Raw genomic sequence first — 16,310 nt, forward strand, 5'->3', positions numbered from 1 at the left:
AATTTGTTTTTTTGATTTTTAATTCTACATTAAATTAACTGAATTTACACAAAAATCAATAACAAAATTTTTATTTACATATTCAAATCATATCTGCTACTAACAATTTATATAAAACAATGAAAAATATTTTCCTCTTTTGCAGCCTATTTTTTTGTATGGTTGCTTTTTTTGTGTCCTCTAGTTTTGTACTAGCTCAAAATACTCAACTTCCAAAGGCTTATATTACAAACGAACTTTATGTTAGGCTTGATGGAGATGCTCCACAAGATGCAAAAGTATTCGAAGCTGATATTTTGGAGTTACACCTTGCTACGATAGAACAAGCCAATCGTTTTTTCGGATTTTTTAATGACCCTAGTGTTCAGTTTGAAACAAATATCATTACTCAAAAAGTAATTATTACACTTATTCCTAATGCTGAAAAACAAAATTGGACAACACAAGATTGGGCAAATTATCTCAAAAACAAAGTATCTACTCAAAGAGAACAATTTGGAACTTTTATAGACTTTACCAAAAAATAACCAGCTAACTAATTTAATATAATGAAAAAGTATTTATACCTAATTTGTGCTGCTTTAATGACAGCATTCTTTTATACCACATCTTCTTGTAATTCCTTGTATGGACAAGGCACTGAATGTTCCAACTCCACTCCTTTTTGTACAGCTTCGGGAGTAACTTATCCTGCAGGTTTTACTCCTGGAGCTCCTTCTGGTGGTGGAGTACAAGCACCTGATGGCCCTGAATACGGTTGTCTTGCAGATGTTCCTAGCCCAGCTTGGTTTTATTTTCAAATAGATAATGGAGGAGATATTCAACTTCAACTTTTTTCTACTCCTTCTGAAGATATAGATTATGCTATTTGGGGACCTTTTCCTCCTGGTACTACCCCTACAGAAGCTTGTGATGAGATTTTTCAAGGAAATTTAAATCCTCATGACTGTAGTTACTCCGCTACAAGTAATGAACTACCAGAAATAATAGGTGCTACTACAGGTGAAGTATATATCATGATAGTTACAAACTATAGTAATCAGCCTGCTGATTTAACAATACAAAATTTACCAGGAGGTACAGGAACAGGTACAACAGATTGTGCTATTATCAATGATGACTGTGAAGTAAATCTAGGAGCAGACATAGACCTTTGTGAAACAGATCCACTTCCTACACTTGATGCAACTCGTCCTTCTCATGATGCAGATACTCGCTATGAGTGGTTTATAGATGGAGCTTCTCAAGGAGCTGCCTCTACAACTGCTACTTTTACAGTACAAGCTCATACACCTTCTTTTACTCCTCATGTATATAAAGTAGTTGTAACAAGTGTTTCTGCGGGTGCAAATGGTTGTAATGAAAATGAAGATGAGATAGAAGTTATTATCAAACCTACTCCAGCTACAAACCTTACCGTTTTTCCAAATGATAGTACACTTTGTTCTACTGGAAATGCTTTTGTTAGAGTCGTTAACTCACAGCCAAATATTAGTTATCAGATTCTTCAAGATGGAACTCCTTTTGGTGGCTTGGTAGCAGGTAATGGAAATACAATTCAACTTCCTCTTACAGGACTTGCATCAGGAGTTTCGATAATACAAGTTCGTGCTAGATATACAAATGCTCCTACCTGTACAGTTACTTTGACTGAGCAGGCACAACTTACTGTATTGAGTGATATTGATGTAGATTTAGGAAATGATGAAGAAGTAATCTGTGAAGATGCTACTATTGATTTAGATGGTTCTGACATTTCTCAGCCAGCCAATGCAACCTATCAATGGCTACGAAGTATAGATGATGGAATAAGTTACACACCAATTCCATTAGCTACAAGTCCCACCTATACAGCTTCTGAAACACTTCCCACTCCCCAAACTCCTTTTGAGGTATTCTATAAATTAGAAATAAGAATCCCTAGTTCTATATGTGTTTTTACAGATAGCGTAAAAATTATTTACGAACCTCTGCCAATTACAAATCTTACCATTGAAGTAGATTCTGTTTGTAACTTTGGACAAGGAAGAGTCAAAATAGTAAATCCAGAAATAGGAGCAAAATACAGATACCAACTTCGTCAAAATAATGCAGGTGTACCAGGGGCAAATATTGGCGTACCAAAATTTAGTGTTAGTGGTAATCCTATTACGTTTTTTACTCCTAATATAAATACAACTACGAAATATTTTATAGAAGTAAAAAATATATTAGCAGATGCTCCTTGTGAAGTATTCTTAGATATAGAACCAGAAGTTATTGTACATCCACTTCCAACAGCTGAGTTTAGTGGAGGAGCAAACCTTTGTGTTGGTGATAGTGTGGAGCTTACTGTTACAATGACTGGAACACAGCCTTTCACAATTACTTATCGTAGGGATGGGCAGCCACAGATAACAACTATAAATAACATAAACTCAAATACTTACACATTTTTCACGGATACAGCAGGAATTTATAGAGTAACTAAAATACAAGATTTCTTCTGTGAGAATTTTGTAAATACAACTACAACTAGAGTAAATGTAAATCCAAATCCTAAGTTTAGTCTTGGAGCAGATACAACACTTTGTGATAGTGAAGCTCCTCTGACACTTACACCTCGTAACCCAATAGATTTTACTAATCCTACTTTCAAGTGGTATAGGGATGGAGTTCAAATCCTTAGTGCATCCACAAATACATTAGTAACTACTGAAAATTCTGTGGGTTTGGCAGCAACTACGTATGAATACATTTTAGAAGTAACTAATAATGAAGCTACAAATACAACAAATTGTGTGACATTAGATACCATCTTAGTTACGTTTACGCCAAATCCAGTTGCTCAAGTTAATTTTGGTGGAAATGATGTAACAGGAACTACTTTAGATTTTTGTGATACATTAGGTGTACAAATATTAAGTGGAATTATGCCTGACCATGCTAGTTTTCCAAATATTACCTATCAATGGACAGATTTAGGAACAAATACAGTTGTAGGAACAAATGCAACGCTTAGTGTTGCTAATTTTAACGCAACAACTGATTATGAACTTTTAGTAACAGATGGAGGAACAACTCCTTTGTGTGAAAACCTAGCTACAGTAACAGTTAAGTTTATTCAAAATCCAGTTGCAACAATTTCTCATGACGGAACAGCCGTTCCAAATGGAGGAAGTTTAGATTTCTGTTTTGATGAAGGAACTCAGACTTTAGATGGGGTAGATCCAAGCCATGCAGGAATCACGACAATTACTTATGAATGGAATGATATTACAAATGGAATTCCATTAGGAAATACTCCTCAAATTGATATTTCAAACCCTACCAATACATTTTCTTCTATTGATTATGAGTTGATTGTCAGAGATGAATCAAATAGTGTTTTTTGTGAACGAACTGCAACAATGACAGTTGATTTCTATCCAAACCCAGAAGCAGAAATTACGTTTAATGGAAATATTGAAACAGGAAATACCTTACAATTCTGTGATTCTGATGGAGTTCAGACCATTGATGGAGCAATTCCAAATCTTGCTGATGTTCCGACAGTTACTTATCAATGGACAGATTTAACTACCAATACAGTTGTGGGAACAAATGCTGCACTTGATGTGGATAATTTTGGACAAACTACTACGTATGAACTTTTGGTAAGTGATGATTTGACTTCTTCGTGTGAACGAACAGCACAAATAACGATTCAGTTTATTGAAAATCCAGTTGCAGAAATTTCTCACGACGGAACAGCCATTCCAAATGGAGGAAGTTTAGATTTCTGTTTTGATGATGGCGCACAAATTTTAGATGGTGTTCATCCAAGTCATGCAGGTCTAGGAACAGTTACTTATAAATGGAATGATGTTACAAATGGTATTCCATTAGGAAATACTCCTCAAATAAGTATTTCTAACCCTACAAATATTGCTGCCTCTATTGATTATGAATTAATTGTTAGGGATGAATCAAACCCTGTTTTTTGTGAGCAAATAGCAACAATGACAGTTGATTTCTATCCAAACCCAAAAGCAGAAATTACGTTTAATGGAAATATTGAAACAGGAAATACCTTACAATTCTGTGATTCTGATGGAGTTCAGACTATCGATGGAACAATTCCAAATCTTGCTGATGTTCCGACAGTTACTTATCAATGGACAGATTTAACTACCAATACAGTTGTGGGAACAAATGCTGCACTTGATGTGGATAATTTTGGACAAACTACTACGTATGAACTTTTGGTAAGTGATGATTTGACTTCTTCGTGTGAACGAACAGCACAAATAACGATTCAGTTTATTGAAAATCCAGTTGCAGAAATTTCTCACGACGGAACAGCCATTCCAAATGGAGGAAGTTTAGATTTCTGTTTTGATGATGGCGCACAAATTTTAGATGGTGTTCATCCAAGTCATGCAGGTCTAGGAACAGTTACTTATAAATGGAATGATGTTACAAATGGTATTCCATTAGGAAATACTCCTCAAATAAGTATTTCTAACCCTACAAATATTGCTGCCTCTATTGATTATGAATTAATTGTTAGGGATGAATCAAACCCTGTTTTTTGTGAGCAAATAGCAACAATGACAGTTGATTTCTATCCAAACCCAAAAGCAGAAATTACGTTTAATGGAAATATTGAAACAGGAAATACCTTACAATTCTGTGATTCTGATGGAGTTCAGACTATCGATGGAACAATTCCAAATCTTGCTGATGTTCCGACAGTTACTTATCAATGGACAGATTTAACTACCAATACAGTTGTGGGAACAAATGCTGCACTTGATGTGGATAATTTTGGACAAACTACTACGTATGAACTTTTGGTAAGTGATGATTTGACTTCTTCGTGTGAACGAACAGCACAAATAACGATTCAGTTTATTGAAAATCCAGTTGCAGAAATTTCTCACGACGGAATAGCCGTTCCAAATGGAGGAAGTTTAGATTTCTGTTTTGATGATGGCGCACAAACTTTAGATGGTGTTCATCCAAGTCATGCAGGTCTAGGAACAGCAACTTATGAATGGACAGATATTACAAATGGAGTTCCATTAGGAAATACTCCTCAAATAAGTGTTTCTAATCCTACAAATATTGCTGCTTCTATTGATTATGAATTAATTGTTAGGGATGAGAGTAATCCAACAGTTTGTCAAAGTACGACAACAATTACAGTAAACTTCCCAGCTAATCCAGTTGCTGAAATTCAGTTTGCTGGAAGTCCAGCCCCTAATGACTTAGCTTTTTGTGATTCAGAAGGCGCACGTACTTTAGAAGGAGCTTTACCTTCCCATGCTGATTTTGGTTCTGTTTCTTATGTTTGGACACAAGTAGGTGTAGGTGTTGTAGGTAATACAAGTACATTTGTTACACCAGTTTCAAACTTCTCTAGTTCAGCTACTTATATATTAGAGGTTATTAGTAATGATAATCCTAATCTTTGTAGTAGAACTGATGAAATTACGATAGAATTTTTCCCTTCTCCAGATACAAATATCAGTTTTGCTGGAAATGTAGTAACAGAACTTGGCTTTTGTACAAGTGAAGGCGCACAGACAGTTACTGCTCCTGCTTCTCCTTTTTATGCTTATCAATGGTATAGAGGTACAACTGCAAATCCTTTACAAACTACATTAGGAACAAATAAAACTCAAAATGTAGATAATTTTGCTACTCAAGGAGGAGATACAAATACGGCTATTTATACTGTTGTGGTTACAGATACGAGAGCTACTTGTCCAGCTCAAAGCTCAATAGAAGTAAGTTTTTATGCAGAGCCTGAAATTGATGAGGCTACTTTAGTAGTTTCTGCTTCTCCAGTGACTCATTGTGTAACAGGAACTTCTAGTATTTCAGTAACGAATACAGAACAGGATGTTGAATATCAATTAACAAGAAATGGAACTCCTGTTGCTAGCGAAATTCAAACTCCAACAGTCGATTTATCTACAATCACTTTTGATGTAACTGAAACAACAACACTTAGCACAGGACAAAGTACTTTTATTTATGGCATTCAAGCTACACGAATAGAAGGTTTTGGCAGACGTTGTACACAAACATTAGAAGATACAGCTACTGTAATTATTTATCCTGAACCAACAGCAACAGTAGCAGGAACAGCGACAGTTTGTGCAAACGAACCTACCGATGTAACTTTTACCATTACAGGAAACTTCCCAGCAACGCTTACTTACCAAGTAACAGATACATTCAATGTTTCACGAGTAGAAACTGAAATTGTAGGAGCTATTGGAAGTGCAAGTCCTCAAACATTTACAATTAATACCAATACAAATACTTATCAAGCTCTTTCTATCACAGATAGATATTGTAGTGGAACAGTTACAACAGATGAAGCAGTTGTTACGACGGTGCATCCTCCAGTAGTACAGTGGGTAGAGTATGATACAGCTTTTTGTATTGATGAACCTGCTACTTTTGAAGTAGTAGGAGGATTAAATCATCAATATTATATTAATGGTTTGCCTGTTTCTACATCTAATCCTTATACTATTCAAGCAAATACACTTGACGCAGGTACGTATGAAATCTATGCAAAAGGTTTTGCTACTGCCAATGGTTGTGCTGCAAATAGTGATACCATTACTTTTATTGTTCATCCTCTACCAGTTGTTGATTTGGGAGTAGATAGAATTAAATGTGTTGATGATATTACACCTTTGGTAGCTACTTTAGATGGGTCATTTATTTATGATTGGAGAAGAATAAAAGATGATGGCGATATTGTTACGGTAGGAAATGGAAATGACTCATTATATGTTTCTATGCAAGGAACGTATTTTGTAATTGTTACTAATCTTGCTACTGGTTGTAGTGATTCTAGTAATATTGTTTCTGTTACTAATTATGATACACTTGATGTAGATTTAGGTCCTGATGTATTTGTTTGTAATCCTTCAAGTTTGCCATATCGTTTAGTTGGTTCTGATATTTCTCATCAAAATGGAACTACGTATGAATGGTACAGAGAAAATGATAATGCAACTATCATAGGAACAGATTCTGTTTATGATGCAACAGAAGAGGGTATTTACCGAGTAACTGCCATAGACCCAAGAGGATGTGAAGCTAGAGATACTATTCGTGTAAACTTCACAGCCGACCCTGATTTCCAAATCTTAGGACATGATAATTATGCTTGTGGAGAACAAGATACATTGCGAATAGAAGCAACAAATCTTCGAAATATGATTATCGATTGGCAAGGAAACGGAATTGTTACCTTAAGTGATTCTAACCGAAGAGCTATCGTTGATGTAAGTGGTATTTATACTGTAACTGTAACAGACACAAGCACCATAGCAAACTGTTCTGTAACCAAATCAGTAGAAGTATTTGTTCGTCCTGCTATTTCTCTTACTCTTCCAAACACAGGAACAGGTGATACAACAACACTTTGTCAAGGAGATTCTTTGGTGTTAGATGCCTTTGACCCAATCCACGACGATGATTATACCTATCGTTGGAGTTGGTTAGAAGGAAATCAAGTGATTACGACAAATTCAAAAATTAATATTACTTATAATACAACAGAGAGTTTTACTTCTCAACGTTTTGAAGTAAAAGTAACAGACCCGGATGGTGAGTGTTTTTCTACTGATACTGTAAATGTTCGTTTTAGAAGAAAACCAATCGCTAGAATAACAGCTTCTGATTCAGTTATTTGTATCGGAGAAAGTGTTGTGTTACAAGGAGGAGAAAGTTTTGGAAATCAATTTGAATGGATAAGACTGCCTGAAACAGCTTCTTTTGCAACAACTACAAACGTAACTGTAACACCTGATTCAGTAGGCGAATTTGTATATGTACTTAAAGCCTATTTTGATTCTTCTACTCCGTGTGGAGCAATTAGTGATACAATACGAATTCGTGTCAATAGAAAAGCAGTTGCAAATATAGAGGAAGATGAAATTCGTTTGTGTGAAAATGAGCAATTAGAAATAAATGCTTTCTTACCTGATAATCCTGCTTTGACAAGATATATTTGGACACACGAAGAAAATAATTTAGTTCTTTCGAATGATTCTATTTTGAGTATTTCATTCAATGAAATTCAACCTATTTCGTATGAGCCTTTCCATATTGTCTTGACAGTTTATGATTCGCTTACAGGTTGTGATTCTACGGATAGAGTATTGGTTAAGTTTAATCGTTCTTCTGCTATTACGATTGATTCTACTTACCGAACTGAGGTTTGTCTTGGAGATTCTGTTACGTTGAATGCAAGAGGCGCAACTTCATATCTTTGGAGAAAAGTAGGAGATACTACTGCATTGGATAGCATAAGTCAGATTACTGTAAAACTAGACACAGTTGGTTATCATACCTTTATTGTAACAGGTGGATATTTGAATGAATGTCAAAATACAGGAGATACAGCTATTATTTATGTAAATCCATTACCAACCATTAAAGCACACACAGTTGATACAGTCAGTATTTGTGCTGATGATTCAATTACGCTTTACCCTTCTGGTGGTGAAAGTTATGTTTGGTTGAATGACCCAACTGCTTTTGATACAATTACAGTTAGTCCGAAAGTTCCGACTAATTATATTGTGATGGGTACAGATTCGAATGGTTGTCAGAATGTAGATACAGTTCATGTTTATGTAACACCAACATTTGAGTTACCAGAGCTTTTACAAGTCTGTGAAAATGAAACAGTAATGATTGGAGATACTCTAAATTTTGCTGATTCGGCTGCTAATACTCGTGTAAGTTATTTCTGGACAGAAACTGGTGATACAACATCGTTTATTACTGTTGGAGAATCTGGAACATATACAGTAGAGGTAAATATCGATGATTGTTTCTTTACAAGAACGACTGAAGTACAAGTCAAAGAAAAACCAGTATTAGAGTTAGTTTCTGACACAACACTTTGTTTTGAGCTTGGTGTAGAAGACCGTTTTGAGAGAGGAGAAACGCATATCTTACGTTCTAAACTCTTGAATAAAGATTCTACAACAACTTATTTATATGTTTGGACAGATTCGACAGGACAATATCTAGGAAATAGAGATTCTTTAGAAATTGATGCTGGTGGAAATTATCGTTTGCGTGTCATTGCTCGTTATGATACAGAATGTGAAACCAATGATAGCACTTTTGTAGCCGAACTTTGTCAGCCACGTATTTTCATTCCTGAAGCCTTTACACCAAATAATGATAACTTGAATGATAATTTTGAGATATTTGGTAAGCACATCAAAAATTTCGAAATGCAAATCTTCAATCGTTGGAGTGAGGTAATTTATGAAGTTCGTGCAGAAGATATGGAAGATTTAGAACCTCAAGATTTTTGGGATGGAACACACAAAGGCAAAAATGTTCCAACAGGAGCTTATATTTGGATTATTCGTTATACAGATCCATTTAGTGGTTCTACGAAGCAAATTCAAAAAACAGGTTCGTTTATGATTGTTAGATAATGATTATTCATAAATAACGTATAAAAATTAAAAGCCTATTCATTCGTAATGATTGAATAGGCTTTTTGTTGTTCAAAATTATGTTGTTACATAAAAATAACGTGAACTGAAAACATTCTTTTTATAACTGCTCTGCAAATGAGTTGGTGTAATCTCATTTGTTAGTACGTTGGATAACCCAGCCTTTATTGGTGTTTTAGCGTAGTGACACCAATAAAAGTACACACAAAACTCATTCTTAAACAACTTCAATATTATAGCAAAATAGAGAAATAAAAAAAATCCATTTTTCTAAATTTATTTTAGAAAAATGGATTATCAGAATGACTATGTTCTGTTTGAAATTATATTAGAGATTAAACAAAATCTTCTTGAATAATATCAGCGTGATCTACCTTTTTACGGTCAGACATAGGTACAAAACTTCTTTCATTTTCACCAACATAAATCTGACGAGGGCGACCGATAGGGTGTTTCATTTCCAACATTTCTTTCCATTGAGCAATCCAACCTGGCAAACGTCCCATGGCAAACATTACTGTAAACATATCAGTAGGTAAATTCATGGCACGATAAATAATTCCAGAATAAAAATCTACATTTGGATATAATTTTCTTTCAATAAAGAACTCATCTTCCAATGCAATTTTTTCTAATTTCTTAGCTATTTCTAATAATGGATCTTCAATTCCCATTTTACCCAAAATCTCATCACATGCTTTTTTCAAGATTTTAGCTCTTGGGTCAAAATTCTTATAAACACGGTGTCCGAATCCCATCAAACGCATTTCACGATTTTTAACTTTGTCCATAAAATCTTCAATCGTTGCACCACTACTATGAATAGCTTCCAACATTTCGATTACTTGTTGATTTGCTCCACCATGCAAAGGTCCACTCAAAGCATTGGTAGCAGAAGCAACAGAAGCATAAATATTAGCTAATGAAGAACCTACAATACGAATTGTTGAAGTAGAACAGTTCTGCTCGTGATCTGCATGAAGAATCAAAATCTTGTTCAATGCGCTTACCATTACAGGGTCAATTTCGTACTCTTGTGTAGGTAAAGCAAACATCATTTTTAAGAAACGTGCGCCATAATTTAAGCTATTATCTGGGTAATTTACTGGGTGTCCCATCTCGTTTTTGTAAGACCAAGCAGCAATAGTTGGAACTTTAGCAATCAAACGAACGATAGACATATATACTTCTTCCTGCGAACGATTCGATTTCATTGATTCAGGATAGAAAGTACTCAAAACCGAAATAAGTGAAGACAAAACAACCATCGGATGCGAAGTCGTTGGGAAGCCATCAAATATTTTACGCATATCTTCATGAATAAGCGTATGATTAGTTACATCATTTTGGAATTTTGTGAGTGAAGCTTGATCTGGAAGTTCTCCAAAAATGATAAGATAAGCCACTTCTAAGAAACTTGCTTTTTCTGCTAATTCTTCAATATTATAACCACGATAACGCAAAATACCTTTCTCACCATCTAAAAACGTAATTGCACTTGTCGTTGAGCCTGTATTTTTATAACCTGGGTCAAGCGTAACGAGTCCTGTTGCAGATCTCAATGTACCAATATCTATACCTACTTCTCCTTCTGTTCCTTCAATAAGAGGTAATTCAAATTCTTTTCCTTCGTAGTTGAGCTTAATTGTCTTTCCGTTCTGTGACATGCGTAATATAGGGTTTGTTCTGAAAGTTGTGTTCTAAAAATATTCTTACTTAATTTAAGTTTGTTTGTCGTACAAAATATTTTTTTAAGTAAGATAAAATAAGTTGTTTTTACAGTTTTTTGAATAAGTTCACAATTTAACCAAAAAAAAGGCACAAAAACAAGTTTGAATTGCCTTTGTAGCTAAAAATAATAAACTAATTAGAGAATTAAAGTTAAATTGTAAAAGAGGATAGTTTATTCAAACAAGTTTTATTTAAAAAGGTTTTTTGAGGGCTAATTGTTTTATTTTTATGCTAAAATAAGATAGGTATTTGTTCAATACAAATTTTGTTTTTTATTGTGATATTTACCTTGTTATCTTTGGAATTGTCAATAAAAAGACTTAGGTTTGCACTCTATTTGTAATTTAAACAAAGTTTATCTCATGTACGCAATCGTAGAAATAGCCGGACAACAGTTCAAGGTTGAAAAAGATCGTTTTATCTATACACACCGTCTTCAAGGTAATGAAGGTGATGAAGTAACTTTTGACAAAGTTCTTTTGGTGGAAGATAACGGCACTGTTAGTATTGGCGAGCCTCAAATCTCTGGGGCTTCAGTGAGTGGAGAAGTTCTTGCTCAAGTAAAAGGCGACAAAGTAATCGTTTTTAAGAAAAAACGTCGTAAAGGCTATAAAACAAAAAACGGACACCGTCAGCAATTCACTAAAGTCTTGATTAAAGACATTCTAATTTAGTTTTAATTTATTTATTCACATTTTTTTTATTTTGTCTAATTAGCTTTTATTAGAATAGGCTTTTAAGAAAAAATAAAATCCAAAACTTTAAAACAATACAGATATGGCTCACAAGAAAGGTGTCGGTAGTTCACGAAATGGACGTGATTCGGAAAGTAAACGTCTTGGTGTAAAAATTTGGGGAGGGCAAATTGCCAAACCAGGTAGCATCATCATCCGTCAGCGTGGAACAAAATTCCACCCAGGAAATAATGTAGGAATTGGTAAAGACCATACTATTTTTGCTCTTATTGATGGAGAAGTACAGTTTAATAAAGGATACAAAAAACGTTCTTTCGTTTCAGTAGTTCCTAAAACAGAAACTGCCGAAGCATAAATTATTCTTTCTTTTTTTGATTGAGTTTTACTAAATTCTCAAAAAATGAAATAAAAAAACCTATACTAGAAATGGTATAGGTTTTTTTGTGCAATCGATTGATAATGCCTTTTTGAATTATATTTACTATTATTTTTTGTAATTTTCCATTATCAATCAAAAAAAACTTATTCAAAATTACTTCACAAATAAAATGAAAAATATCTCTTATTTTATTCTATCTGTTTTATTTACTTTTTGGCTGTCTAGTTGTTCTAATCAAGATTCTAAAAAATTAGAAGCTAGTGAACAAGCTGAAAAATTAGTTCAAGATTCTATCAAAAAAGTAGAAGATGAAAAAACAGAATTTATAAAAGATTCTTTGAAACAAATAGAACTTCAAAAGCAATTACAAGCAAAACAAGAAGCAGAGAAAAAAGCCTATTTTGAGAAACTAGAAGATTCTGCAATGGTCGAACTTATCAAATATGACTCTAGTTTAGTTTTAGATATTAGGTACGCTACTGAAGATAATTTTATGAAGCAAAAAGTTTATCCTTGTGCGAAAGCTCTTTTGAGAAAAGTAGCAGCAGAAGCACTTTTTGAAGCACACCAAAAATTTAAAGAAAAAGGATATAGAATCAAAATCTATGATGGTTATCGTCCTCTGTCTGTTCAATGGATTTTGTGGAATACAACAACAAATAAAAATTATGTTGCTAATCCAAGAAAAGGCTCAAATCATAATAAAGGATGTGCCGTTGATATGACATTGGTTGATGCAGATGGAAATGAATTAAATATGGGAACAGGTTATGATTTTTTTGGAAAAGAAGCCCATCATACTTTTACAGATTTTTCTAGTGACACAAAAGAGGAAATCTTAAAAAACAGACAATTACTCAAAACGATTATGGCAAGTGTAGGCTTTTCATCTATCTCAAATGAATGGTGGCATTATAATTTTAAAATAAAATACCCTGTTTCGGATACGCCTTTGCCTTGTGAACAGTAGAAGAATTCTTACTAAAAATCATATTTTAAATTTAAGTAAACTATGAAATCAATTACTTTTAGAAATTTAGTTTTGGGGTTTTACTTTTGTGTGGGATTTTTCTTGTTACTTCTCAATGAGAGAAGTTTTATAACTCTCTGGAATACTTGGAATCAAAGCAAGATAGTAGCAGAAGATTTGATAATAAATAACAATAAATATGTCTTTTTAGTCACTTTACCTTTTTTTATAAGTGTAGTATCCTGCTTATTTTATAGAAAAACATGGATATTATGTATAATTTATTATGTGTTTGCTGCTTTTGTCTATGTGTTACTTGATCCTTTTCATTCTAATATGGATATTATTTTAAGTATAACAGGTATTTTTGTTATTTTATTTACTTTAATTTGCCTTGGAATACACCCTCATTTTTCTGAGTTCTCTTTCTTAAAAAAAGATAATAATACTATCTTAGATGAATTTGAAATTGGTGCAAAAACTAAAGAAAGTGAATCCTATTTTTTACGCATTCATAGAGTTTTTTCATTGGCTTTTATGATTATAACCATAACAGCTATTATTTCTTCTATTAATGCAAATCTTAATCATTACAAAGATATAAGTTTAATATTTTTGCTTTTTGGTTTTGTCATTCTCATATTTGCTGTTGTTCTGTGGAAATTTCCTAAAGTCGCCAGTTGGATTATAGCTTTAACTTTAATAGTAGCTTTTATAGTAATAGAGCTTTTTGTATGTACTGACCTATTGAATGAAGACTATACAAATTATCGTATAATAAGTTGGTTAGAATCAACTTCTATTATAGGTTTAGCTTTTATACCTCTGTTTATTGCTTTAATACTTATTTCAAAAACAGCACGAGAAGAATGGAAAATGAACGCTAAAAAATAAATAATGTGCATAACTCTATTTTACAAAAAATTAGCATATAATTTGACTAGAAAAGTAAGGTGCTTTAACCTTTTAATTTTACTAAATTTATGTCAAAAAACGTTTTTTCTACGGCTGTATTTTTTGTACTTTCTTTATTTATTTTTGGTACTGCACAAGCGCAAACTGATTATAGTTGGGAAAGTTATGGTCTTTCATTCACTGTTCCTGCTGGTTTTTCTGAAACTGCAAATACAGATGAAAAATTTGAAGGAAAATCTGATAAAGCTCAAATTCATCTTTTTGGAATCTATCCAATTAATGATGCAAGTCTTACAGAAGACAACTTGAAAGAAGCTCTTATCGAAATGGCTGCTGCATCTGGAATGGATGTAGAAGATGCTGATGAGATTGAGTTCAATGGCTTTTCTGGTTTGTATGCAGAAGGTGAAATTGAAGGAGTACCTACTTTTTTTGCTTGTATGTTAGACCCAAATGGCGAACTTAATTTTATTGTTACGATTGTTCATAATAATGCTGATGCAGCTATCGAAATTATGAAAAGTATTCAAGCTGAATAAGTAGCCAAAAGAAAGTCTATTCTATTTGAAAAAAACTTTAAGTAAGTGATACATTTTTTTGTGTCACTTATTTTTTTGCTTTACATTTAATAAAACAAAAAATCCACTTCTCTAAACTAAATTAGAAAGGTTCTTTATGAATTCGGTTGCAAATACACTTTATCACTAAAAATAAATCGTATCATTTTCTTGAAATTATGAGTGTATCTAAATCCTCTAGCTACTCTTTTAATTACCTGTATAGTTGAATTAATTCCCTCTAAAATACCATTTGTTAGTTTAGAAGAAAAGTAATTTATAATACCTTCAAAATGACGATATATTGTCTTTGTGAATGGATTTTTGGGTTTTATTTCTTCTGCAAAATCAGCCATAAACAGTAATTGTGCTTTGGCTTCTTCTATTGATTTGTTCTCGTAAAAACTTTCAAGTTTTTCCATACTAAGTACTAGACTATCATAAATTGGTGTTTTCTTTAACTTTTCTAAGTGTTTGTATAATAACTTAATTACATGCCATTTATCAAAAGTAAGAGCTGCATTTGGAAAATATTCATTGGCTGCACTAATGAAAGCAGGAGACATATCAATAGAAATCTCCTTTACTGTATTAGGATTAGGATGGTGTAGAGCTAATTGCTCAAAAGTAGCCCCTGATTTCCCATCTTCTATTGCAATTATTTTTGAAGTTTCCATATCTATAAAAGAAGTGATATAATCATGTCCTTTTTTAGTAGAAGTTTCATCTGCTCCTATTTTTCTAACTGCTCCTAGAGGTGGATTTTCATTTAAGTCTTGCGTATAATAGTGATAAATGTGTTCCACTCGCTGTGTATAAATACCTAGTTGTTTAGCTACTTTTTGAAAACAATGATATATTTTTAGTAAATCCATTACTTTTTGCTCATAAAGTAGAGTAAAACGAGAAAACTCTCTAGAAAAATCTACTTTAAGTTGAGAAGTTTCTTTAGTAATTTTGTTTTGATAAATAGGTAGTTTACAATGAATAAAACAGCGATATTCAAAAATATTTAAATGCTCCCACTCTCTATCTTTATAGCTATGAATACGCCAGTCTTCAAAAGCAGAAGGACGGTAAGTAGAACAAACTTCAACATAAACATGAACCTTTTTGGCTAATTCATCTTTATCAATTTGACGAATATGAAAAGGAGCGACAATATGTAATAATTCATCAAAAACAATTACACTATCCATAAAAATGATATTTGTAATAAAGAGAAAATAAATGCTAATTTAAACATTTGCAACTAAAATCATAAAGAACCATTAGAAAAATGGATTTTTAATATATTATAAAGGTCTAGCCATTGTCAGTGTCCTCACCATAGCCGTAAGGTTACAAATTTATTTGTCTTTCTGTTCCGTAGGAACTTTATATTGGTAGTAAAAATAAGAAAGAAAGAGTGTATTCTGTTCCGTTAGGAACTACATATTGGTAGGATTTCAAGATTTTTAATATAAAATGCGACCAATATACAACTCCTACGGAGTAAATGATTTTTAATTTTTCTGTTTTTATCTACCAATATGAAACTCCTAACGGAGTAGAGAACAAAATTTCTCAATAGCCTTACGGCTATGATGT

At 33.1% G+C, this 16,310-nt stretch carries 9 protein-coding genes; 7 read left to right on the forward strand and 2 right to left on the reverse strand.

The window, feature by feature from the left end:
• Positions 1-119: 119 nt before the first annotated feature.
• Complete coding sequence (locus ACE193_RS19495) at positions 120-527, forward strand: hypothetical protein (RefSeq protein WP_375559889.1); 408 nt, start codon at positions 120-122, stop codon at positions 525-527.
• 21 nt (positions 528-548) lie between these two features.
• Positions 549-9,452 carry a gliding motility-associated C-terminal domain-containing protein gene (locus tag ACE193_RS19500; RefSeq protein WP_375559890.1) on the forward strand — a complete coding sequence of 2,968 codons (8,904 nt, stop codon included), beginning with the start codon at positions 549-551 and terminating at the stop codon, positions 9,450-9,452.
• A gap of 356 nt (positions 9,453-9,808) precedes the next feature.
• On the opposite strand, the gene ACE193_RS19505 is transcribed toward ACE193_RS19500, so the two are convergent.
• A complete protein-coding gene (locus ACE193_RS19505) occupies positions 9,809-11,140 on the reverse strand; it encodes a citrate synthase (RefSeq protein WP_375559891.1) in 1,332 nt (443 codons plus the stop codon).
• Between the two features lie 426 nt (positions 11,141-11,566).
• Here ACE193_RS19505 and rplU point away from each other — a divergent pair, with 426 nt between their 5' ends.
• The 5 genes from rplU to ACE193_RS19530 all read left to right on the forward strand — a co-directional run bounded on the left by rplU (position 11,567) and on the right by ACE193_RS19530 (position 14,702).
• Entirely contained in the window at positions 11,567-11,878 is a 312-nt protein-coding gene (gene rplU / locus ACE193_RS19510; RefSeq protein ID WP_375559892.1) for a 50S ribosomal protein L21, read from the forward strand.
• A gap of 103 nt (positions 11,879-11,981) precedes the next feature.
• Positions 11,982-12,254, forward strand: coding sequence for a 50S ribosomal protein L27 (gene rpmA, locus ACE193_RS19515; protein WP_375559893.1), 273 nt, complete (start codon positions 11,982-11,984; stop codon positions 12,252-12,254).
• Positions 12,255-12,447: 193 nt separating this feature from the next.
• Positions 12,448-13,248 carry a M15 family metallopeptidase gene (locus ACE193_RS19520; RefSeq protein ID WP_375559894.1) on the forward strand — a complete coding sequence of 267 codons (801 nt, stop codon included), beginning with the start codon at positions 12,448-12,450 and terminating at the stop codon, positions 13,246-13,248.
• A 42-nt stretch (positions 13,249-13,290) separates the two neighbouring features.
• Positions 13,291-14,142, forward strand: coding sequence for a hypothetical protein (locus ACE193_RS19525; protein ID WP_375559895.1), 852 nt, complete (start codon positions 13,291-13,293; stop codon positions 14,140-14,142).
• A gap of 89 nt (positions 14,143-14,231) precedes the next feature.
• Entirely contained in the window at positions 14,232-14,702 is a 471-nt protein-coding gene (locus ACE193_RS19530) for a hypothetical protein (protein ID WP_375559896.1), read from the forward strand.
• A gap of 134 nt (positions 14,703-14,836) precedes the next feature.
• Here ACE193_RS19530 and ACE193_RS19535 read toward each other — a convergent pair whose 3' ends face one another.
• Complete coding sequence (locus tag ACE193_RS19535; protein ID WP_375558860.1) at positions 14,837-15,919, reverse strand: transposase; 1,083 nt, start codon at positions 15,917-15,919, stop codon at positions 14,837-14,839.
• Positions 15,920-16,310 lie beyond the last annotated feature (391 nt).

The organism is Bernardetia aquimarina (assembly GCF_042180575.1).
GTDB lineage: Bacteria > Bacteroidota > Bacteroidia > Cytophagales > Bernardetiaceae > Bernardetia.

Excerpts from the sequence above, each read along its gene's own strand:
- ACE193_RS19495 (WP_375559889.1), top strand. The coding sequence starts at position 120 with ATGAAAAATATTTTCCTCTTTTGCAGCCTATTTTTTTGTATGGTTGCT.
- ACE193_RS19500 (WP_375559890.1), top strand. The coding sequence starts at position 549 with ATGAAAAAGTATTTATACCTAATTTGTGCTGCTTTAATGACAGCATTC.
- ACE193_RS19505 (WP_375559891.1), bottom strand. The coding sequence starts at position 11,140 with ATGTCACAGAACGGAAAGACAATTAAGCTCAACTACGAAGGAAAAGAA.
- rplU (WP_375559892.1), top strand. The coding sequence starts at position 11,567 with ATGTACGCAATCGTAGAAATAGCCGGACAACAGTTCAAGGTTGAAAAA.
- rpmA (WP_375559893.1), top strand. The coding sequence starts at position 11,982 with ATGGCTCACAAGAAAGGTGTCGGTAGTTCACGAAATGGACGTGATTCG.
- ACE193_RS19520 (WP_375559894.1), top strand. The coding sequence starts at position 12,448 with ATGAAAAATATCTCTTATTTTATTCTATCTGTTTTATTTACTTTTTGG.
- ACE193_RS19525 (WP_375559895.1), top strand. The coding sequence starts at position 13,291 with ATGAAATCAATTACTTTTAGAAATTTAGTTTTGGGGTTTTACTTTTGT.
- ACE193_RS19530 (WP_375559896.1), top strand. The coding sequence starts at position 14,232 with ATGTCAAAAAACGTTTTTTCTACGGCTGTATTTTTTGTACTTTCTTTA.
- ACE193_RS19535 (WP_375558860.1), bottom strand. The coding sequence starts at position 15,919 with ATGGATAGTGTAATTGTTTTTGATGAATTATTACATATTGTCGCTCCT.